20 protein-coding genes are annotated in these 21,797 nt (G+C 60.4%); 9 read left to right on the top strand and 11 right to left on the bottom strand.

All coding sequences use genetic code 11. The features are described from left to right. Positions 1-768: 768 nt before the first annotated feature. The 8 genes from AC1UK9_RS26045 to AC1UK9_RS26080 form a co-directional block, all read right to left on the bottom strand. Positions 769-1,335: a GNAT family N-acetyltransferase gene (locus AC1UK9_RS26045; RefSeq protein ID WP_482578751.1), complete on the bottom strand. Its 567-nt coding sequence runs from the start codon at positions 1,333-1,335 to the stop codon at positions 769-771. 60 nt (positions 1,336-1,395) lie between these two features. Continuing rightward, positions 1,396-2,319, bottom strand: a complete 924-nt coding sequence (locus tag AC1UK9_RS26050) for a YncE family protein (protein ID WP_482578752.1) — start codon at positions 2,317-2,319, stop codon at positions 1,396-1,398. A gap of 195 nt (positions 2,320-2,514) precedes the next feature. Further along, the gene (gene etfB, locus AC1UK9_RS26055; RefSeq protein ID WP_482578753.1) at positions 2,515-3,285 is read right to left on the bottom strand and encodes an electron transfer flavoprotein subunit beta; all 771 of its coding nucleotides are present in this window, start codon (positions 3,283-3,285) and stop codon (positions 2,515-2,517) included. A gap of 15 nt (positions 3,286-3,300) precedes the next feature. Further along, positions 3,301-4,521 carry an electron transfer flavoprotein subunit alpha gene (etfA, locus tag AC1UK9_RS26060; RefSeq protein ID WP_482578754.1) on the bottom strand — a complete coding sequence of 407 codons (1,221 nt, stop codon included), beginning with the start codon at positions 4,519-4,521 and terminating at the stop codon, positions 3,301-3,303. Continuing rightward, positions 4,521-6,470, bottom strand: coding sequence for a dimethylglycine demethylation protein DgcB (gene dgcB, locus AC1UK9_RS26065; protein ID WP_473013787.1), 1,950 nt, complete (start codon positions 6,468-6,470; stop codon positions 4,521-4,523). The genes etfA and dgcB overlap by 1 nt, the downstream gene beginning before the upstream one ends. 154 nt (positions 6,471-6,624) lie before the next feature. After that, a complete protein-coding gene (gene dgcA, locus AC1UK9_RS26070; protein ID WP_025108545.1) occupies positions 6,625-8,685 on the bottom strand; it encodes a dimethylglycine demethylation protein DgcA in 2,061 nt (686 codons plus the stop codon). A gap of 15 nt (positions 8,686-8,700) precedes the next feature. Continuing rightward, a complete protein-coding gene (locus tag AC1UK9_RS26075) occupies positions 8,701-9,231 on the bottom strand; it encodes a DUF5943 domain-containing protein (RefSeq protein ID WP_008083165.1) in 531 nt (176 codons plus the stop codon). 106 nt (positions 9,232-9,337) lie between these two features. Next, positions 9,338-10,315, bottom strand: coding sequence for a dipeptidase (locus AC1UK9_RS26080; protein WP_025108543.1), 978 nt, complete (start codon positions 10,313-10,315; stop codon positions 9,338-9,340). 234 nt (positions 10,316-10,549) lie between these two features. Between AC1UK9_RS26080 and AC1UK9_RS26085 the strand changes: the two genes are divergently transcribed. The 3 genes from AC1UK9_RS26085 (at position 10,550) to AC1UK9_RS26095 (ending at position 11,824) form a co-directional block, all read left to right on the top strand. Then, positions 10,550-10,951, top strand: coding sequence for a lysozyme inhibitor LprI family protein (locus AC1UK9_RS26085; protein WP_025108542.1), 402 nt, complete (start codon positions 10,550-10,552; stop codon positions 10,949-10,951). A gap of 103 nt (positions 10,952-11,054) precedes the next feature. After that, positions 11,055-11,378, top strand: coding sequence for a helix-turn-helix domain-containing protein (locus AC1UK9_RS26090; RefSeq protein ID WP_482578755.1), 324 nt, complete (start codon positions 11,055-11,057; stop codon positions 11,376-11,378). Between the two features lie 29 nt (positions 11,379-11,407). Further along, complete coding sequence (locus AC1UK9_RS26095) at positions 11,408-11,824, top strand: DUF3010 family protein (RefSeq protein ID WP_473013791.1); 417 nt, start codon at positions 11,408-11,410, stop codon at positions 11,822-11,824. A 139-nt stretch (positions 11,825-11,963) separates the two neighbouring features. Here AC1UK9_RS26095 and AC1UK9_RS26100 read toward each other — a convergent pair whose 3' ends face one another. Further along, positions 11,964-12,908, bottom strand: coding sequence for a GlxA family transcriptional regulator (locus AC1UK9_RS26100; protein WP_025108540.1), 945 nt, complete (start codon positions 12,906-12,908; stop codon positions 11,964-11,966). A gap of 207 nt (positions 12,909-13,115) precedes the next feature. On the opposite strand from AC1UK9_RS26100, the gene AC1UK9_RS26105 reads away from it, so the two are divergent. The 6 genes from AC1UK9_RS26105 (at position 13,116) to AC1UK9_RS26130 (ending at position 18,555) form a co-directional block, all read left to right on the top strand. Then, on the top strand, positions 13,116-14,060 hold the full coding sequence (locus tag AC1UK9_RS26105; RefSeq protein ID WP_025108539.1) for a choline ABC transporter substrate-binding protein: 945 nt from the start codon (positions 13,116-13,118) through the stop codon (positions 14,058-14,060). A 75-nt stretch (positions 14,061-14,135) separates the two neighbouring features. Beyond that, positions 14,136-15,023 carry a 3-dehydrocarnitine:acetyl-CoA trimethylamine transferase CdhC gene (gene cdhC, locus AC1UK9_RS26110; RefSeq protein WP_482578756.1) on the top strand — a complete coding sequence of 296 codons (888 nt, stop codon included), beginning with the start codon at positions 14,136-14,138 and terminating at the stop codon, positions 15,021-15,023. Between the two features lie 139 nt (positions 15,024-15,162). Continuing rightward, a complete protein-coding gene (locus AC1UK9_RS26115; protein ID WP_473013794.1) occupies positions 15,163-16,128 on the top strand; it encodes an L-carnitine dehydrogenase in 966 nt (321 codons plus the stop codon). Positions 16,129-16,256: 128 nt separating this feature from the next. Beyond that, the gene (locus AC1UK9_RS26120; protein WP_482578757.1) at positions 16,257-16,733 is read left to right on the top strand and encodes a thioesterase family protein; all 477 of its coding nucleotides are present in this window, start codon (positions 16,257-16,259) and stop codon (positions 16,731-16,733) included. A 23-nt stretch (positions 16,734-16,756) separates the two neighbouring features. Next, positions 16,757-17,920, top strand: coding sequence for a gamma-butyrobetaine dioxygenase (locus tag AC1UK9_RS26125; protein ID WP_482578758.1), 1,164 nt, complete (start codon positions 16,757-16,759; stop codon positions 17,918-17,920). Positions 17,921-18,291: 371 nt separating this feature from the next. Then, positions 18,292-18,555 (top strand): hypothetical protein, encoded by a 264-nt coding sequence (locus tag AC1UK9_RS26130; protein WP_007962640.1) that lies wholly within the window; start codon positions 18,292-18,294, stop codon positions 18,553-18,555. Between the two features lie 87 nt (positions 18,556-18,642). Here the strand turns inward: AC1UK9_RS26130 and gbdR are convergent, their stop codons facing one another. Together gbdR and AC1UK9_RS26140 are read right to left on the bottom strand one after the other, a co-directional pair. Continuing rightward, positions 18,643-19,746, bottom strand: coding sequence for a choline metabolism transcriptional regulator GbdR (gbdR, locus tag AC1UK9_RS26135; RefSeq protein ID WP_007949927.1), 1,104 nt, complete (start codon positions 19,744-19,746; stop codon positions 18,643-18,645). A gap of 514 nt (positions 19,747-20,260) precedes the next feature. Continuing rightward, positions 20,261-21,637 (bottom strand): L-serine ammonia-lyase, encoded by a 1,377-nt coding sequence (locus AC1UK9_RS26140; RefSeq protein WP_482578759.1) that lies wholly within the window; start codon positions 21,635-21,637, stop codon positions 20,261-20,263. Positions 21,638-21,797: the final 160 nt, after the last annotated feature.

Raw genomic sequence — 21,797 nt, forward strand, 5'->3', positions numbered from 1 at the left:
GGGATGGCGGTGTGGGCGGCTATCCATCATGCGTTCTCCCAGAACCTGATGTGGATAAGTAACGGCTGTCCTTGTGCCATTGCAGTGAAGACAGCGCAGGAATCGAAGTCAAGGCAACGGTTTAGAACTGTATGAAATCTGATCAATTGCCGTTTGGACTATGACTGGCGGGGCCTGCGGGGTTCGACGAACAAGTTATCCACATAGCCACCCACAGCAAATGGGGGTAACTGTGCATGACTGCAAAAATAACTCGCTGATTTGTGAAGAAAAATCGTGACTTATCCAGAAGGACGGTTTGCGAGGCGCATTGGCTGTTTTTTGATCATTTGTTTGTAAGCCACGGTTTACATGACCTGTAGCGGATGGCGAACACGTTATCCACAGAAGCGCCAACAGAGATCGGGGGTAACTTTGCCTTGTCTGTGGAAAAACCCTCAAGGCTGTGAAAAATCAGGGTTCCCAAGACAACTCGTCGAACAAAAGCGCAGATTGAGCAATTATTGACCAACACTCTGTAAGCCACGTTTTATATGGCTCGCAGCGGATAGCGAACATCTTATCCACAGAAGCGCCAACAGAGATTGGGGGCAACTTATGCCGTTATCCTGAGGAAAAACCTCGGAAAAACCGCAACTTAGGCTGATTGTTTTTTGATCTGCGGGCTGTAAGCCACGATTAACGTGACTTGCAGTGAGGCGCGAACACCTTATCCACAGACTGACCAACAGGGATTGTGCGTAAACCGTCGTCAGTGGATAACCGGACTCAGGCGCGATGCATCAAATAGGCCTCACCCGTCACCCGGATCATCGGATGCGGTATCACCTGACAGGTCTTGATGATGCCGAAGCCATGTCGCTCATAGAAGCGCCGCGCACCGGTATTAGCGGCGTAGTCGATCAGGCTCAAGCCTTTGAGCGCGAGCTGATCTGCGCGGGCCTGGGCATGCTGGAGGAACTGCACGCCCAACCCTTGATTGCGCCAGCCTTCGTGCAGCGCGAGGCTGGAGATGTACAGCGTGTCCGCCACTTCCATGTCGGCGTAAGGTGCCAGCACGGGGTCGGTAGGCGGTGTCGGGTCCGGATCTTCGCGCATGACGTAGCTGTGCATCATGCCGACGACGCGGCCCTCGGCTTCGGCGATCAGGCAATTCTGCCAGGAAAAATCGACATCTTCGCGGGCATAGCGCCGCTCACCGACATCGAGCAGCGCCTCGCCCGGCTCCGCCAACTGACTCCAGATGTAATCCGAGGCCCCCTCCGAGGAAATCTGAAACAAACGCGCAATATCGCGCGCATCCGTGCGCCGGGCCGGTCGAAACTCAACGGTCATTCACTTGACTCCTTATGGCTTGAGCATTGTTTTAATCCGCGTTTGAAACCATCATGACAACTACGTCCGCAGCCTTAACGGAAAAATCGAAATACCGCCAAATTCCACAGAATAAAGAAATTGCTTCGTATAGTTGGTAGCAAGTGCTTTGGATGAAATGTTGATGTTTTCTACAACAATTCCGGTCTTCGCGTTGACGATTGATATTCCCGAGGGAAAAACTATTGAAGCATAGAACAATGTGCCTGACTCGTTGAATACGATGGATCTTGAATTCGCAACAGGGTGTCGAACCACCACATTTTGAGTCAATGCGTCAAAGACGGAAATCTCCTCACCCCCACCTACATATACCAATGCTCTAGCCGAGTCCATGGCAATTACCGCAGGCCATCGAGTTTCCAAAACAGGAGTGACAACAGAGGTATTGAGATCAACCGCTGTAACGCTACTCTCATTGTAAGTCGCAACAAATACCCTTGATCCGCCCGGGCGGACCACTAGATCTGTAACACCTGGCCCAACAACCTTCTTTTCAATCTCATCCGTGAGAGTGTTTATAACGTACAAGCTTTCAAATGGTTCTCCCCGGGCGGCAGAGTCCTTCGAATAGTCCGCAACACCGACATAAAAAAATGTCTCGTCCGGGCTGAAAGCCAAACCACGCGGACCTGGAAGCCCATTAATGTGTTGAACGCTGTAGTCAGCGGTATCCACATGGAAAACCGACGTTTCAGTGCATCCGTAGAGGCGAGACTCGTCTTTATTCAGAACCAGACTTTCAGGAAAGTCTCCCACTTCAACAGACCTGATGAGCGACTTTGATTCAAGATCGACAACATCCAGACTCTTGTAGGACCAATTAGCAACGTAAGCAATAGACCCGCTTTTATTGACGACAATATCCTGAGGATTCCCCTCTAAAGGGATATCTACCGCCTGCGAGCTGTTTTTTGACAATGATTCAGCATTCAAATTAATCATATCCATGCTCTCTGGGTCGCTCGGCAACTATTGCCGCGCCATCAACCAGATAGCACCATTTTCCTCTGCTCATTCCTACTGTCAGATCTGACAGGAAATAAAACAGAATAGATATGCTTGAGTAAATTTTAATAGCTAAATCTGCTTATGACTTTTACATTCCTTAAATAAAGTCGAATCGTAAAACGTGGTTAATCAACGAATCACACCTTCCTCGATCAACAGTTTAAGAATGGCCTCGGCACCCGCCTGCGCAGTCAAGCCCTTCAATACTTGTCCACCGCCACCACTCGCTTTAGCCGTAGCGGCCTTCATCCGGTCCGCACCGCTCTTGGCTTTGATCACTTTCAACCGTTTAGGCCGTGGCTTGGCCGGTTGCAGGTTGGCGACAGCGAGAAGTTCATCGTCAACAACCTCAACGTCATCCGCCTCCAGCACCGCACGACGCGCCGGGCCATAGGCACTCTGCCGGGGCTTGGGTGCGGCGTTATCCACCGTCGCCAGGAAAGGCAGCTTCACCTTCAACCGCCGCCGCTGCCCGCGCGGCAAGGCTTGCAGCACCAGCGCCGAACCGTCGTTGATCGACTCGACCTGCGCCAGCCCCACCACCAGCGGCCAGCCCAGCCCTTCGGCGAGCAGAAACGGCAGCATGCCCGAGCCTTCGCCGGTTTCCGCCTGACTGCCGGTCAGCACCACCTGTGCACCGGCCTCACGCAGATAGGCAGTCAGCGCCGGCAAGGCATCGGCGCCAGCCGGTTGCTCCAGCACATGCATCTGTTCCAGGCCCATGCCCAGATAGGCACGCAGCGCCGGCTCGGCGACATCGCCGGCATGCAGCACTTGCAGGTTATCCCCCGCCAGCTGCAGGCCCAGCTCAACGGCACGCGCGTCCTGTTCGGCGCGGCGTGGCCGGCCCGAGGTCGGGTGGGCGCCGATGGAAACCAGGCTGATGACATTGGTGTTCATAACTGTGTCCTTCCCTTAAGCCGCATCGCGCTTGGCGTCGTTGCGGTAAGCCGCCACCGCCGCGATCAAGGCTTGAAGAATCTCCGCGCTCTCGCCGATCACCGACAGGTCGGCGCGTTTGATCATGTCGCAACCCGGGTCGAGGTTGATCGCCACCACCTTGTCGCAGGCACCGATGCCCTGCAGGTGCTGGATCGCCCCGGAGATACCCACAGCCACGTAGACCCGCGCAGTAACCCAGGTGCCGGACGCGCCGACCTGGCGATCACGGGCCATGAAGCCATCGTCCACCGCCACCCGCGAGGCGCCTTCGGTGGCGCCAAGCGCCGCAGCCGTTTCATGAAACAACGGCCAGTCCTTGACCCCGTTGCCGCCGGAGAAAATGAATTCGGCTTCGGCCATTGGAATCGCCGCCGGGTCCACCGCCACCGCACCGAGATCCTCAATCCGCGACAAGCTGCGCGCCACCGTTGTGGATAACTCCACCGAGAGGGCTTCGTGACGGGTTTCGCTGACCGGTTCTGCGCATTCGGCCGAGGCCAGAATCAAGCGCGCGACCGGGCGTGCCAGGTCTTGCAGGCCCGCACCGGCGCGGCCGATGCATTCCTGATCCTTGACCTGCCAGACCCGCGTCGCCGGGCGTTCGCCCAATGCAGCAGCAAAGCGTCGACCCAGTTCGCCGCCACCGCTGCGGCTGTCCGGCAGCAACCAGTGGCGCGGATTGAATTGGTTATCCACAGCCCGCAGGCCCTGCACCCGTTGCTCCGGTGCATAACCGCTGAACTCATCGCCTTCCAGCACCAGCAAACGATCAACGCCAGCCGTGGCAAAAGCGGTCTCCTTGTGCTCGCCGAATACCACGGCCAGCACTGCGCCGTCCCGGCCAGCCAGTTGATGAGCGAGGCCCAGCAGGTCGCGGTCATGGCTGCTCAGGCGGCCACCGACCATGTCCGGCACCACGCTGATGTAGAACGCCGGGGCGGGCACCTGATGCAACGGCAATTGCACCTCAACCGTGGCCGAGCGTTTGACCGCCCCGCCCTGTTGTGCGCCGCTGCGGTCGATCCGTTTGATGCCGTTGGGGCCGATGAAACCGATGCCGTGCAGGTTCTTGCGGATGATGCCGTTGGGGCCCATCCAGCTGTGCTGCGCCGGTTGCATGGCCGCGTGCAGCGGGTGCAGACGGTTACGGGCAATCCATTCGGCGCGTGGATCGCGGCGGATAATGTCGCTCATCAGTGGGCCTCCGCAGGTTCACGTTTGGCCGGGGCGGCAGGCTTGTTCGGCGCGGCGTCTTCGAGCAGCGCGTCGGCCACCAGTTCGGCGATGTCCTTGATCAGCGGGCGTGGTTCGACCACACCTTCAAGCATCGCCGTGCACTGTGGACAACCCACGGCCACCAGCTCGGCACCGGTCTCGCGGATGTCCTCCATGCGCATATCGGGTATCCGCTGCTTGCCCGGAATGTCGGTGATCGGCGCACCGCCACCGCCGCCGCAGCAGCGCGAACGGAAGCCGGAACGCTGCATCTCCTTGACCTCGATGCCGAGGGCACGCAGCACTTCACGCGGCGCCTCGTACTCGCCGTTGTAACGGCCGAGGTAGCACGGGTCGTGATAGGTCACGCTGTTGCCTTTGTGCTGACCGAGGTTCAGCGCGCCTGCCTGAATGATTTCCGCCATGTAGGTGCTGTGGTGCTGCACCAGGTAGTTACCGTCGAAAGCGCCGTACTCGTTTTTCAGCACATGGAAGCTGTGCGGATCGCAGGTGACGATGCGGTTGAAGCTGTATTTGGCCAGGGTCTGAATATTGCGTTTGGCGAGTACCTGGAAGGTCGCTTCGTCGCCCAGACGACGGGCTACATCACCGCTGTCGCGTTCTTCCAGGCCGAGTACGGCGAAGTCGACTTTGGCCGCTTTCAGCACTTTGACGAACGCGCGCAAGGTGCGCTGGTTGCGCATGTCGAACGCCCCGTCGCCGACCCAGAACAGCACGTCGGTGGACTTCTTCTCACTCAGCAGAGTGAGGTTCAGATCCGCTGCCCAGTTCATCCGCCCACCCGGGGCGAAACCGCCAGGGTTGTCGGTGGCGATCAGGTTTTCCAGAACCTCGGCGCCCTTGTTCGGGGTCGCGCCTTTTTCCAGAGTCAGATGGCGGCGCATGTCGACGATGGCGTCGACGTGCTCGATCATCATCGGGCATTCCTCAACGCAGGCGCGGCAGGTGGTGCACGACCACAGGGTCTCGGCATCGACCAGACCGTTAACGATCGGTTGGTGCGGGTTGCCGCTGTGCTCGCCCACAGGTTTGCCCGGATAAGGGCTACCCGCAAACTTGGCATCGGTGCCGCCAGCGAGGCCGACAACCATGTCCTGAATCAGCTTTTTCGGGTTCAGTGGCTGACCGGCGGCGAAGGCCGGGCACGCGGCCTCGCATTTACCGCACTGCACGCAGGCGTCGAAACCGAGCAGTTGGTTCCAGGTGAAATCCTTGGGTTTCTCAACGCCCAGCGGTGCACTTGGATCATTCAGATCCAGCGGTTTCAAACCGGTCGAACGGCCGCCGCCAAAGCGCTCGGCGCGACGGTGCCAGGCCAGGTGCAGGGCACCGGCGAAGGCGTGCTTCATCGGCCCGCCCCAGGTCATGCCGAAAAACAGTTCCGACACGCCCCACAACACACCGATGCCAAGAATGACCGCGAGCAGCCAGCCGCCGAAGTTCTCCGGGAGGATCCCGGCCACCGGCAGGGTCACCAGAAAGAACGAGGCAGAGAACGCCAGCAGGCTTTTCGGCAGGCGCATCCAAGGGCCTTTCGACAGGCGCGCTGGCGGGTTGAGCCGGCGCCGATACACGAAGATCGCGCCGACGAACATCACTGCCGTCATCAGAAGCAACGCATAACCGAGGACACGGTTATGCAGGCCGAACCCGTGCACCAGAATCGCCAGCACAATCGACGCCACCGCACCGCCCGCCGTGGCGACGTGGGTGTTGGCAATGTATTTGTCGCGCGCCACCACGTGGTGCAGATCGACCATATAACGCTTGGGCATGGCGAACAGGCCGCCGATCAGGTCGACCTTCGAGGCCCGGCCCCGACGCCACATGGCCACCCGCCGCAACGCGCCCAGCACCGCAAGGGCCAGGGCGGCGAACAACAGGATTGGAAGAAGGGTGTTCAACATGGTGAAGCTCCCACCAGTACAGCCTGGAGAAACACGGTCTGCATTACTGTGGGAGCGGGCTTGCTCGCGAAAGCGCTGGATCAGTCAGCTCATGCAGAGCTGACAGAATGCATTCGCGGGCAAGCCCGCTCCCACAGGGGTCATGTGCAAGTCCTTAGAAATCCTTGCACAACCGCAACGCGTCATAGATCGCCGCATGGGTATTACGCTGCGCCACGCAATCGCCGATGCGGAACAGCAAGTAGCCGTCACCGGTGGTGCTCAACGAAGGCTGCGGTTTGATCGCGAACAAGGCATCGATGTCGATCTGGCCCTTGTTGCGCGAACCGTCCTTGAGCCCGTAATACAGTTCTTCGTCCGGACGCACGCCGTTTTCCACCACCACCTGATCGACCACCCGCTCCTCTTTGGCGCCGGTGTATTCGTTCTCCAGCACCGCCACCAGTTTGTCGCCTTCGCGGTAAACCTTCTCCAGCATCATGTCGCCGGTCATGATCACTTCTTTCGGGTACATGCTGCGGTAGTAGGTCGGGAACGACGTGCCGCCAATGGCCACGCCCGGCTTGATGTCGTCGGTGACGATCTCGACCTGGCTGCCCTTATCGGCGAGGAAGTCGGCGACCGACATCCCGGTGAACTCGCAGATGGTGTCGTAGACCAGCACGTTCTTGCCCGGCGCGACCTTGCCGTCGAGCACGTCCCAGCTGCTGACCACCAGCCCTTCGGCGGCGCCCCAGTGTTCGTTCTGCTCAAGGAACGGATGACCGCCCACCGCCAGCACGACCACGTCCGGACGCAGATCGAGAATGGTCGCCGCATCGGCGGCAGTCCCCAGACGCAGGTCGACTTTCAGCCGCGCCAGCTCCAGCTGGAACCAGCGGGTGATACCGGCGATCTGGTCACGTTGCGGCGCTTTCGATGCGGTGGTGATCTGCCCGCCGATGAATTCCTTCTTCTCGAACAGGGTCACGTCGTGGCCACGTTCGGCTGCCACGCGTGCGGCTTCCATCCCGGCCGGGCCGGCACCGACCACCACGACCTTGCGTTTCGGCCCGGTGGATTTCTCGATGATGTGCGGTACGCCCATGTATTCACGGGAGGTCGCGGCGTTCTGGATGCACAGCACATCCAGCCCCTGGTACTGCCGGTCGATGCAATAGTTGGCGCCGACGCACTGCTTGATCTGATCGACCTGGCCCATCTTGATCTTGGCGATCAAGTGCGGGTCGGCAATGTGCGCGCGGGTCATGCCGACCATGTCGACGTAACCGCCTTCGAGAATGCGCGTGGCCTGATTCGGATCCTTGATGTTCTGCGCGTGCAGAACCGGTGCCTTCACGACCTCTTTGATACCGGCCGCCAAGTGCAGAAACGGCTCCGGTGGATAACTCATGTTGGGGATAACGTTGGCCAAGGTGTTGTGGGTGTCGCAACCCGAACCGACCACGCCGATGAAATCGAGCATGCCGGTGTCGTCGTAATACTTGGCGATCTGCTTCATGTCCTCGTGGGACAGGCCGTCCGGGTGGAATTCGTCACCGCACAGACGGATGCCGACGCAGAAATCGTCGCCGACTTCCTTGCGCACCGCCTTGAGCACTTCGAGGCCGAAACGCATGCGGTTCTCGAAGCTGCCACCCCACTCGTCGGTACGCTTGTTGACCCGAGGGCTCCAGAACTGGTCGATCATGTGCTGGTGCACGGCGGACAGTTCGACACCGTCCAGTCCGCCGGCCTTGGCCCGCGCGGCCGCAGTGGCGTAGTTGCCGATCACCCGCCAGATCTCTTCCGGCTCGATGGTTTTGCAGGTTGCGCGGTGCACCGGCTCGCGGATGCCCGAAGGCGACAACAGGGTCGGCCAGTGCTCGCCATCCCAGCGCGAGCGGCGGCCCATGTGGGTAATCTGGATCATGATCTTGGCGCCATGCTTGTGCATGGCGTCAGCCAGATTCTGGAAGTGCGGAATGATCCGGTCGTCCGCCAGGTTCACCGATTTCCACCAGCCTTGCGGACTGTCGATGGCCACGCTGGAAGAACCGCCGCAAATCGCCAGGCCGATACCGCCCTTGGCTTTCTCTTCGTAATATTTGACGTAGCGGTCGGTGGTCATGCCGCCGTCAGTCGCGTAGACCTCGGCGTGCGCGGTGCTGAGCACGCGGTTGCGGATGGTCAGTTTGCCGATCTGGATCGGCTGGAACATTGCTTCGAAAGCCATGGCGGGTTCCTCGACTTACAACGGCTTGACGGTGAACAAGCCGTCGTCGTGGCCTTCTTCAGAGCCACCGTAAACTTGCTCGGCAACTGTGCGAATCTTGCTGCCGCGCGCCTCAAGAATCTGATCCATCGCACCGGCAAACCAGCCGGTGAACATGTAGTCGACCTTGCGCCCGACCTTGCCGTAGACGTAGACGAACGCCGAGTGTTCGAGCTTGACGCTGGCGGTGCCTTTGTCGAGGTCGATGTCCTGGATCTTGAACAGGCCCCAACCGCGTTGCGACAGGCGCTTCATGTAGTGCTCGAATACCGCGACGCCTTCCAGGCCGTGGCATTCAGCTTCTTTTTCGCACCAGTGCCAGGCGGATTTGTAGCCGGCCTTGTAGAGGATCTCGGCGTAGGCTTCAGCGCCCAGCACTTCCTCGATGCCCATGTGGTTGTTGACGAAGAAATGCCGTGGCACGTACAGCATCGGCAGGGCGTCGGAGGTCCAGACACCGGTCTCGCTGTCGACTTCGATTGGCAATTGCGGGGCGATCTTGGCCATGGAAACTTAACTCCAGAAAATTTTAGATTCAGTGTTGGCCGCGGCCCTCACCCCAGCCCTCTGCCAGAGGGAGAGGGAGCAGATCGGCGGCGGTCTTGAGAAAGCGTTACTCGCCCCAGACGTCTTTGAGAACGTTCACCCAGTTTTCGCCCATGATCTTGCGCACTACGCGCTCGCAATGGCCGCGCTTGAGCAGGGTTTCGGTCAGGTTCGGGAATTCGCCGACGGTGCGGATGCCCAGCGGGTTGATGATCTTGCCGAAGCTGGTCAGACGACGGGCGTAGCCCTTGTCGTGGGTCAGGTATTCGAAGAAGTCCTGGCCGTGCCCCTGGGTGAAGTCGGTGCCGATGCCGATGGCGTCTTCGCCGACAATGTTCATGGTGTATTCGATGGCTTCGGCGTAGTCGTCGATGGTCGAATCAATACCCTTGGCGAGGAACGGCGCGAACATGGTCACGCCGACGAAACCGCCGTGGTCGGCAATGAACTTCAGTTCTGCATCGGACTTGTTGCGCGGGTGTTCTTTCAGGCCCGACGGCAGGCAGTGGGAATAGCAGACCGGTTTTTTCGATTCGAGGATGACTTCCTCGGAAGTCTTGGAGCCGACGTGGGACAGGTCGCACATGACGCCGACGCGGTTCATCTCGGCAACGATTTCGCGACCGAAGCCCGACAGCCCGCCGTCTCGCTCGTAGCAACCGGTGCCGACGAGGTTCTGGGTGTTGTAGCACATCTGCACGATGCCGACGCCGAGCTGTTTGAACACCTCGACATAGCCGATCTGGTCTTCAAACGCGTGGGCGTTCTGGAAGCCGAAGAGGATGCCGGTCTTGCCCTGCTCCTTGGCGCGACGGATGTCGGCGGTGGTGCGTACGGGCATCACCAGGTCGCTGTTTTCGCGGATCAGCTTCTGGCTGGCGGCAATATTGTTCACGGTCGCCTGAAAGCCTTCCCAAACCGAGACAGTGCAGTTGGCTGCCGTCAGACCGCCCTTGCGCATGTCTTCGAACAGCTCGCGGTTCCATTTGGCAATGATCAGACCGTCGATAACGATGCTGTCGGCGTGTAATTCGGCTGGGCTCATCAGGCGTCCCCTTATTGGCGATTCATGCGCCGAATCGTCTGCCGGCGCTTTGGGGCCAGCATATGCCTCGGTGCCGGGGCGACCGGGTGCAAAAACGACAGGGGAATTGCCGAAAGCGTCAATCCGCGACAAAGGGTCGCCAGACGCTCCGATCAGCTACCTGTTCAAGCCCGCGCGCTTGAGCCAGAATCTTGCGCATCTTGGATACACCACTGGATTAGAGCGGCGACATCAATGAAATCGATCTTCCTGGCTTTGGCACTGATTGCGACCGGCGTACACGCCGCCGAAGAGTCCGACAACAACCCGTGCGACGCAGTCGAAAACGACGTCCAGACCCTGGAATGTTCGACCTACAGCCGCACCACCGCCGAAGACCTGCTCAAGGACAACTACGCCAGCCTCAACGAGCGCATGCAGGCCACCTACGGCAAGAACGCGACGCAACTGGCCGACATCACCGCCAAACTCAAAACCGCCCAGCAACAATGGCTGAAAACCCGCGACGCCGATTGCGCGGTGGAAGCGTTCCCCGCCACCGAAGGCAGCAAGGCGTTCAAGATCGCGCAGAATGACTGTGTTGCCCGGATGAGTGACGAACGGTCGGAGTTTTTGGAGTCAATTGGGCAGGAGTGATTTTGGAAGTTCGGCAACATGCCGACAAACGTTGTTGATTGGCCGACTGGAAAATATAAATAAAAATTGGAAAATCTTATAAAAGACTTATATTTCCAACGCCATGAATCAATCTGCCGACATCCAAATCATCAACGATGCCGAGGGCAACCCCGCCTTCGTAGTCATTCCCTACGCTCAATACCTCGCACAGAAAATGCAGCCCGATCTGATCCCGCATGAGGTGGTCAGTCGAATGGTCGACGGGGCGACACCGATCCGTGCCTGGCGCGAGCACTTGAACCTGACTCAGGAAGAAGTGGCGAAGCGCATGGGCATATCACAACCTGCGTTTGCTCAACAGGAATCGGTTGCCAAGCCACGCAAGGCAACCCGCGAGAAAATTGCAGCAGCGTTCGGCATCACGGCCAATCAGCTTGAGTTGTAGGCTGCCCTCTTCCATTCAAAGGAATTCCCATGAACATCTGCGGCATCGAAATCAAAGGCAGCGAAGCGATCATCGCCGTGGCCGCTCTCGACGGTTCGGCCCTGAGCCATGTGGCGCTCAGTACAAAGAAAATCGCCCTCGACGATGACGATGAGGCGGCCAACGTCAAACGCTTTGCGGCGCAGATCGCTTCGTTTGTGCGCGAGCATTCGATTGACCGGATTGCGATCAAGAAGCGCAGCAAGAAGGGTGAGTTTGCCGGTGGGCCGACGACGTTCAAGATCGAAGGTGTGTTTCAGTTGCTGGACGGGTGTGAGGTGACGCTGTTGTCGCCGCAGACGATCAATGCGCAAGCCAAGAAGCACAATTTCGAACTGCCGGGGACGCTGAACAAATATCAGCATGAGGCGTACAAGGCGGCGTGTTCGGCGCTGGTGAAGAAGTAAGCCGATCGTCCAGACACAGAAGATCAAAATGTGGGAGCGGGCTTGCTCGCGAATGCGGTGGATCAGTCAACTCATGTTTCGACTGACACCCCGCATTCGCGAGCAAGCCCGCTCCCACATTTGGTTTTGCGTACCCCCATCAGGCTTGGGCGGTACGCCGGTCTTCGCGGGGGCAGCGGGCGAACTTCGCTCGATAACTACGGGTGAAGTACGACGGCGATTCAAACCCGCAGGCGATGCTGACTTCGAGCACGCTCATGTCGGTCTGGCGCAAGAGTTGCCGCGCCTTTTCCAACCTTAACCGCAGATAAAAATTGCTCGGTGTATCGTTCAGGTGCAACCGAAACAGGCGCTCCAGCTGTCGCCGCGTCACCTTGATCGACTCCGCCAGTTGTAACGTGGTCAGCGGTGGCTCGCTGTGTTGTTCCATCTCGCCAATCACCTGCACCAGCTTCTTGTTGCTGATGCCGTAGCGCGTGGCGACCTCCATGCGCTGGTGGTCCTTGCGCGGGCGGATCCGTCCCAATACAAACTGCTCGCTGACCTGAATCGCCAGTTGCGGGCCGTGGGCCTGGGCGATCAGATCGAGCATCAAATCGATGGACGCTGTGCCGCCCGCCGAGGTGATGCGCCGGCGGTCGATCTCGAACAGTTCCTGGGTCACGCTGAGCTGTGGATAAGACTCCTTGAACGCATCGATGGCTTCCCAGTGCAGGGTCAGGCGATGGCCGTCGAGCAGGCCCGCTTCAGCGAGCACGAAGCTGCCGGTATCGATGGCGCCGAGGGTCACGCCTTCGTTGTCCAGCCGCCGCAGCCAGTGCTCCAGGGTTGGCGTGGCGAATTTCAGCGGCTCGAACCCCGCCACCACCAGCAGCGTCGCGCCTTTCTTCAGCGGCTCAAGCGCCGCGTCGGCGTTGACCGACATGCCATTGCTCGCCAGCACCGCCCCGCCATCGGCGCTAAGCACGTGCCAGCGATACAGTTCGCCACGAAAGCGGTTGGCCACCCGCAGCGGTTCGATCGCAGAGATAAAGCCGATGGCGGAGAACCCCGGCATCAGCAGAAAGTAGAAATCCTGGGACATGTGCGCACTCGATTCGCGGGTAACGAGAGGGAGGGGAGCGTGGATCGTTGATACGCCGATTGTCGTCAGCGTTCAAGCGCACAGGTCGCTACAGTGCAAGAGCCGGTCGCCGCAGTGCGCTTTCAAGGGCCTGCAGCTGCGTAACTTGGCATCACCGGCGCGTCAGACGCCGGGAACCACAATAAACGACCTGCCGAGGAACCCGACATGAAACGACTGATCAGCAGCTGTGTTCTTGCACTCAGCGGTACCGCTTTCTTGAGCGCCAGCGTCATGGCGGCCGAACCCGCATCGTGCCAGAACGTACGCATGGGCGTCGTGAACTGGACCGACGTGATCGCCACCAGTGCCATGACCCAGGTCCTGCTCGACGGCCTCGGCTACAACACCAAACAAACCAGCGCCTCCCAGCAAATCATCTTCGCCGGGATCCGTGATCAGCGGCTGGACCTGTTCCTCGGTTACTGGAACCCGCTGATGACCCAGACCATCACCCCGTTCGTCGACGCCAACCAGGTCAAGGTTCTGCCGGCCCCGAGCCTGAAGGACGCCCGCGCGACCCTCGCCGTGCCGACCTATCTGGCCGACAAGGGCCTGAAGACTTTCGCCGACATCGCCAAATTCGACAAGGAACTGGGCGGCAAGATTTACGGCATCGAGCCGGGTTCGGGCGCCAATACGCAGATCAAGGCAATGATCGCCAAGAACCAGTTCGGCCTCGGCAAATTCCAGCTGGTCGAGTCCAGCGAAGCCGGGATGCTCGCCGCCGTCGACCGCGCGGTGCGCCGCAAGGAGGCCGTGGTGTTCTTCGGCTGGGCGCCGCACCCGATGAACGTCAACGTGAAAATGACGTACCTCACCGGCAGCGACGACGCCCTCGGCCCGAACGAAGGCATGGCCACCGTATGGACCGTCACCGCGCCGAAATATGCCGACCAGTGCCCGAACGTCGGCCGCCTGCTGAGCAACCTGACGTTCACCGCCGAAGACGAGAGCCGCATGATGCAACCGCTGCTCGATCACAAGGACGCCTTCGAATCGGCCAGGCAATGGCTCAAGGATCACCCCGAAGACAAGCAGCGCTGGCTCGACGGTGTGACCACCTTCGACGGCAAACCGGCCGCTGAAAACCTGCAACTGACCAGTAAATAACCCACCCCGAATCAACCCTTCGCAGCCCGCAACAGGGCTGCGAACAGACCCCTCACGCCTGAAGGAAACCGCACCATGAACCACGACGTCATCATCACCTGCGCACTCACCGGTGCTGGCGACACGACCGCCAAGAGCCCGCACGTGCCGGTCACCCCGAAACAGATCGCAGCGGCTGCAGTAGAAGCAGCCAAGGCCGGCGCCACCGTCGTGCACTGCCATGTACGCGACCCGCAGACCGGCAAGTTCAGCCGTGACGTGGCGCTGTACCGCGAAGTGATGGAGCGCATCCGCGAGGCCGACGTCGACATCATCGTCAACCTCACCGCCGGCATGGGCGGCGACCTGGAAATCGGCGCCGGCGAGAACCCGATGGAATTCGGCCCGAACACCGACCTGGTCGGCCCGCTGACCCGCCTGGCTCACGTTGAACAACTGCTGCCGGAAATCTGCACCCTCGATTGCGGCACCCTGAACTTCGGCGACGGCGACACGATTTACGTCTCCACTCCGGCGCAGCTGCGCGCCGGCGCCAAGCGCATCACCGAGCTGGGCGTGAAGGCCGAGCTGGAAATTTTCGACACCGGTCATCTGTGGTTCGCCAAGCAGATGATCAAGGAAGGCTTGCTCGACAACCCGCTGTTCCAGCTGTGCCTGGGCATCCCGTGGGGCGCGCCGGCCGATACGACCACCATGAAAGCCATGGTCGATAACCTGCCCGCCGACGCGGTGTGGGCCGGATTTGGCATCGGCCGCATGCAGATGCCGATGGCCGCGCAAGCGGTGCTGCTCGGCGGCAACGTGCGGGTCGGGCTGGAAGACAACCTGTGGCTGGACAAGGGCGTGCTGGCAACCAACGGCCAGTTGGTCGAGCGCGCTACCGAGATCCTCAGCCGCCTCGGCGCCCGCGTGCTGACCCCGGCCGAGGGCCGCAAGAAGATGGGCCTGACCCCGCGCGGCTGAACAATCACTCATTTGCCCCTGTGGGAGCGGGCTTGCTCGCGAAGGCGCTGGCTCTGCTCATAAAGATGCGTCGGATGTTCCGGCCTCTTCGCGAGCAAGCCCGCCCCACAGGGTTCTGCGAACTTTTCAGGACATGACCATGAGCTTTATCACCGACATCAAAACTTTCGCCGCCCTCGGCAGCGGTGTCATCGGCAGCGGCTGGGTCGCGCGTGCCCTCGCCCATGGCCTCGACGTGGTGGCCTGGGACCCGGCGCCTGGCGCTGAAGCCGCGCTGCGCAAACGCGTGGCGAATGCCTGGGGCGCGCTGGAGAAAAACGGTCTGGCGCCCGGCGCCTCGCAGGATCGTCTGCGCTTTGTCGCGACCATCGAGGAATGCGTGCGCGATGCCGACTTCATCCAGGAAAGCGCCCCGGAACGCCTTGAGCTGAAACTCGATCTGCACAGCAAGATCAGCGCGGCGGCCAAACCCGATGCGCTGATCGGTTCGAGTACTTCCGGCCTGTTGCCGAGCGAGTTCTACGAGAGCTCGACGCATCCTGAGCGGTGCGTGGTCGGCCACCCGTTCAATCCGGTTTACCTGTTGCCGCTGGTGGAAGTGGTGGGTGGCAAGAACACCGCACCCGAAGCTGTGCAAGCGGCGATGAAAGTCTACGAATCCCTCGGCATGCGCCCGCTGCACGTGCGCAAGGAAGTGCCGGGGTTCATCGCTGACCGCTTGCTCGAAGCGCTGTGGCGTGAGGCGCTGCACCTGGTCAACGACGGCGTGGCGACTACTGGCGAGATTGATGATGCGATCCGTTTTGGCGCCGGTCTGCGCTGGTCGTTCATGGGCACTTTCCTGACGTATACGCTGGCCGGTGGCGATGCCGGGATGCGTCACTTCATGTCGCAGTTCGGCCCGGCATTGCAGTTGCCATGGACGTATCTGCCGGCGCCGGAACTGACCGAGAAGCTGATTGACGATGTGGTCGATGGCACCAGCGACCAGCTCGGCCGCCACAGCATTTCGGCGCTGGAGCGCTATCGTGATGATTGCCTGCTGGCGGTGCTGGAGGCGGTGAAAACCACCAAGGAAAAGCACGGGATGAGTTTCAGCGAGTAATCCTTGCTCAGCAGCTCCGGCCCCTTCGCGAGCAAGCCCGCTCCCACAGTTGAAATGCATTCCAATGTGGGAGCGAGCCTGCTCGCGAAGACGGCAGCCCAGCCACCATCAATGTTGGATCTGAAACCATGCCCAGCCTCACCACCTACCAGACCCGCATCATCCCCGACTGGGTCGACTACAACGGCCATCTGCGCGACGCCTTCTACCTGCTGATTTTCAGCTACGCCACCGACGCCCTGATGGATCGCCTCGGCATGGACAGCAACAACCGCGAAGCCAGCGGCCATTCGCTGTTCACCCTTGAACTGCACCTCAATTACCTGCACGAAGTGAAGCTCGACGCCGAGGTCGAAGTGCGCACGCAGATCATCGGCCACGACAGTAAACGCCTGCACCTCTATCACAGCCTGCACTTGCTCGATGACTACAAGGAACTGGCCGGCAACGAACAGATGTTGCTGCACGTCGACCTCGCCGGCCCACGTTCGGCGCCATTCACTCCGGACACCCTGAGCCGTCTGCAAGCCATCGTCGCCGAACAAGTCGACTTGCCCGCCCCGGTTCACATCGGCCGCGTCATTGCCCTGCCACCCGCCCGGTAATCCCTCCAACGCAAGGAACCGCCATGAACACCGCTGCCGCTGTTGCCGATTTCCGTACTTATCCGTTGATCAGCGCGCTGAGCGGCGTGCAGAGTCTGGCGGATCGCGTTTCGATTGCCTGGGCCGATGGCCGCACCAGCCCGTTCCACCACGTCTGGCTGCGGGATAACTGCCCGTGCCAACAGTGCGTCTACAACGTCACTCGCGAGCAGGTGTTCGAGATCGTCGATGCCGTACCGGATCTCGCCCCCGCCAGTGCCCAGATCGACAGCGACGGCTGCCTGCGCGTCGACTGGCAGGACGGCCACCGCAGCCGCTTCGACCCCGGCTGGTTACGTGCCCACGCCTACGACGACGCCTCCCGGGCCGAGCGCCTGAGCGCCAAGCCCAAGGCGTATTTGTGGCGCAGCGATTTGCAGTTGCCAGTGTTCGACTACGCCGCGCTGATGGATGACAACGGCGCCCTGTTGCAATGGCTGATCGCGGTGCGCGACATCGGCCTGACCCAGGTGCGCGGCGTACCTGCCGAACCGGGTTCGCTGAAGCTGATCGCCCAGCGCATTTCGTTCATCCGCGAGAGCAACTTCGGCGTGCTGTTCAACGTACAGTCCAAGGCCGATGCCGACAGCAACGCCTACACCGCTTTCAACCTGCCGCTGCACACGGATCTGCCGACCCGCGAGTTGCAACCGGGGCTGCAATTTCTGCATTGCCTGGTGAATGACGCCGAAGGTGGCGAGAGTATTTTTGTCGATGGCTTCGCGATTGCCGATGCGTTGCGTCAGGAAGACCCGGAGCTGTTTCAGGCGCTGTGCGAAATCCCCGTGGAATTCCGCAACAAGGATCGCCACAGCGACTATCGCTGCCTGGCGCCGATCATTGCGCTGGATGCGTCAGGGCGAGTGGCAGAGATTCGCATGGCGAACTTTCTGCGCGGGGCGTTCGATACCTCCGTGGAGCAGATGCCGCTGCTGTATCGCGCCTATCGACGCTTGATCGCGATGACCCGCGAACCACGCTTTCGCCTGATGCAGCGGCTCAATCCGGGCGAGCTGTGGTGCTTCGATAATCGCCGCACATTGCATGCGCGCAATGCGTTTGACCCGGCCACCGGGGCGCGGCATTTCCAGGGCTGCTACATCGACCGGGATGAGTTGTTGTCGCGGATTCTGGTGTTGCAAAGGTAAACCGCGTCATCGTTCATCGCGAGCAGGCTCGCTCCCACATGAATGAACGCGGTCACCTGTGGGAGCGAGCCTGCTCGCGAAAGCGCCAGATCCAACAACCCGGCTCTTTCGGATTCACAATCAAAAAAAGCCCCGATACAAGCCGTGACAGGATCGGGGCAGAGGGTACTGTTGAGGAGCTGCCAGTCGAGGGTGACCAAACCGTCGTGTAGCGAGCTGAGCCCAGTGTGCCCACTCCCCTTTGCACCGAGTTAGCCGAAAACGACCTGTTCATAGCCGTCGCGGCCACTGCGACAAATCGCCCTTGCCGTCACTGCGCATGCCTACCAGAATCGAGCCACGACCTCCGTTACCGAAGAAGGATTCGCGCCATGATGTACGCCGATTTGATAGATCAGGAAGACCTGTTGGGCCAGCTCAAGGCATTGGGTTTTCAAGTGCCGAGCGGTTCAACCGCCGAGCAGGCCTGTGAGTGTGCGGTGCGCGGTCTGGATAATGTTCGTGCGTTTGAACTGCGCAAAATGGTCAAGGACATGTACACCAGCGGCGCCAGTATTCAGCCTGCGGTTCGTCAGGCGATCGACAAACAGTTGCTGCCGGCGTTGGCGGATTACCAGCAAAGCCACAGCGCCTGAAAAATCCATTCGCGAGCAGGCTCGCTCCCACATTGGAATGCATTCGTATGTGGGAGCGAGCCTGCTCGCGAAGAACGATGACGCGACCTACAGCCTTACGCTGGCAAACGTCGACTCATTACGCGCCTGACTCAACGCCGACATCGGCCCCGACAGCGGCGACATCACGATCGCCTGCGGCAGCGGCAGCATCGCCACTTGCTGCGTGGTGTTGGAGCCTACGCGCTCGTCACGCGGCGGAATGCCGAAGTATTCGCGGTAGCACTTGGAGAAGTGCGGCGTCGACACGAAACCACACACCGATGCGACTTCGATGATCGACATCGGCGTCTGCTTGAGCAGTTGCCGCGCACGAATCAAGCGCAGCTTCAGGTAGTAGCGCGACGGCGAGCAGTGCAGGTATTTCTGGAACAGCCGCTCCAGCTGTCGACGCGACACGGCGACGTACACCGCCAGTTCGTCGAGGTCGATCGGCTCTTCGAGGTTGGCTTCCATCAGCGCAACGATTTCCTGCAGCTTCGGCTGATTGGTGCCGAGCATGTGCTTGAGCGGCACGCGCTGGTGATCCTGCTCGTTGCGGATGCGTTCGTAGACAAACATTTCCGAGATCGCGGCGGACAGTTCGCGGCCATGATCGCGGCTGATCAGGTGCAGCATCATGTCCAGTGGCGCGGTGCCGCCGGAGCTGGTGAAACGGTTACGGTCGAGGGTGAACAGGCGCGTACTCATCGCCACACGCGGGAAAGCTTCCTGCATCGCCGCCAGACATTCCCAGTGCACGCTGCAATCAAAACCGTCGAGCAGGCCGGCGCAGGCCAGTGCCCAACTGCCGGTGCACACGGCGCCGAGACGCTTGGACTGACGCGCCTGGCTTTGCAGCCATGAAACGTGCTCACGGGTCACGGTGCGTTGAATACCAATGCCGCCGCAGACGATCACGGTGTCCAGGGGCGGGGCTTTGTGCATGGAGGCATCGGGAGTGATTTGCAGACCGTCACTGGCCCACACCTGGCCGCCATCGACGGTGAGGGTGCTCCAGCGATACAGCTCACGACCGGACAATTGGTTGGCCATGCGTAGAGGTTCTACTGCGGAGGCCAGAGAAATAAGCGTGAAATTGTCCAGCAGCAGAAAGCCGATGGATTGAGGCGCACGGTTCTGGGGTTGGGCCCCGGAGTTGAACGACGTCATCGCGGTATCTCCTCACACAAAGCGGGTGATGGCCTCAGGCGGAGGCTCTTGTTATTGCCGCGTTCTCGCGTGGGAGACGGGCTTTGTTATGACAGAGCAATTGCCATGCCTAAAATTGAATGGCTGTTCAATAACTCCTGAAAACGACGTCGCGACGCGTCTATACGAGCCGTCCGACGAAAGGTAGTCAGAAGTGCCATCAGCGGCGCTGAAAGCCCTGCCCCGTTGCCTGTGAGCAGATCGGTAGCACTTGTGGGAACGGGCTTGCGCACGGTTGTTTCAGAGTGTCACCGCAGGCACGGGTGACGGACGGTAGGTGGTGAGAATGGCGCACTGCGGGTGGGAAAGACTCTTACCTGATTGCGACGCGCTAAAAGGTGGCGTGATTTGATTACCGTGTTCACTTGGTGAGCAGTTTTGACTGGTCTTGCGCTATCGCGAGCAGGCTCACTCCTACAGGGGAACGCATTCCAAATGTAGGAGTGAGCCTGCTCGCGATGGAGACGACTCGGTTTCAACACTCAACCGCACTGACCGCCAAGCCACCGCGCGAAGTCTCTTTATATTTGTCGTGCATATCGGCACCGGTATCGCGCATGGTGCGGATCACCCGGTCCAGCGAAATGAAGTGCTGACCATCGCCACGCAAGGCCATCTGCGCCGCGTTGATCGCCTTCACCGCGGCAATCGCGTTGCGCTCGATGCACGGCACCTGCACCAGGCCGCCGACCGGATCGCAGGTCAGGCCGAGGTTATGTTCCAGGCCGATTTCCGCCGCGTTGCACAGTTGCTCCGGCGACGCGCCGAGAATCTCCGCCAACCCTGCGGCCGCCATCGCGCAGGCCGAACCGACCTCACCCTGGCAGCCCACTTCAGCACCGGAGATCGAAGCATTCTTCTTGCACAGAATGCCCACCGCTGCCGCGCCCAGAAAGTAGTCGACCACGTTGGCGTCGGTGACCGCTTCGCTGAACTTCATGAAGTAGTGCAACACCGCCGGGATGATCCCTGCCGCACCGTTGGTCGGTGCCGTGACCATGCGCCCGCCCGCCGCGTTCTCTTCATTCACCGCGAGGGCAAACAGGTTGACCCACTCCATCGCACTGAGGGTCGAGCCGATCACGTTGGGTTTGTTCAACTCCTGCAGACTGCGATGCAACCTGGCCGCACGCCGGCGCACGTTCAGGCCGCCGGGAAGGATGCCTTCGTGCTTGAGGCCCTGCTCGACGCAATCCTGCATCGCCCGCCACAGCTTCATCAGCCCGGCACGGATTTCCTCTTCACTGCGCCAGACCTTTTCATTGGCCATCATCAATTCGGCGACGCGCAGGTTGTTCCGTTTACACAGCTCCAGCAGTTCCACCGCACTGGAAAAGTCATAAGGCAATTCGGTGCGATCGAGATCGACCACGCCACTGGACGCCTGCGCCTGATCCACCACAAAACCGCCACCGACCGAATAGTAGGTGTCGTGATGAATGTCGCCGTGATCGCCTTCGGCAATCAGGGTCATGGCGTTGGGATGGAACGGCAGGTTTTCGTCGATCAGGCGCATGTCGCGCGCCCAGACAAACGGCACAGACAGGCGGCCGTCCAACAGCAGGGTGTGGGTTTCACGCAAGGCCTGAATCCGCGGGCCGATCTGCGACGGGTCGATTGCGTCCGGCCACTCGCCCATCAGGCCCATGATCACCGCATTGTCGCTGCCGTGACCGATACCGGTAGCCGACAGCGAGCCGAACAATTGCACTTCTATGCGACGCACCTGTTCGAGCAGGTGCCTGTCGCGCAGCGATTCGACAAACAGAGCGGCGGCGCGCATCGGGCCGACGGTGTGGGAACTGGACGGGCCGATGCCGATTTTGAACAGGTCGAAAACGCTGATAGCCATTGCTGCAGAGCTCCTGAGGATGCCGTTCCCGGGCTTTAAGCGCCCGCTGGCGGAGCTGCTACGCTCAAGCTGCGATCCGCCGGAATGCCCGCATCATCAGGCTTTTGTCAGGTCGCCCGGCGTCTGACACCGACGCACTCATGCCCACCAGCGCCGCGCC

Source organism: Pseudomonas sp. AK-TSAG1-1 (assembly GCF_056821665.1).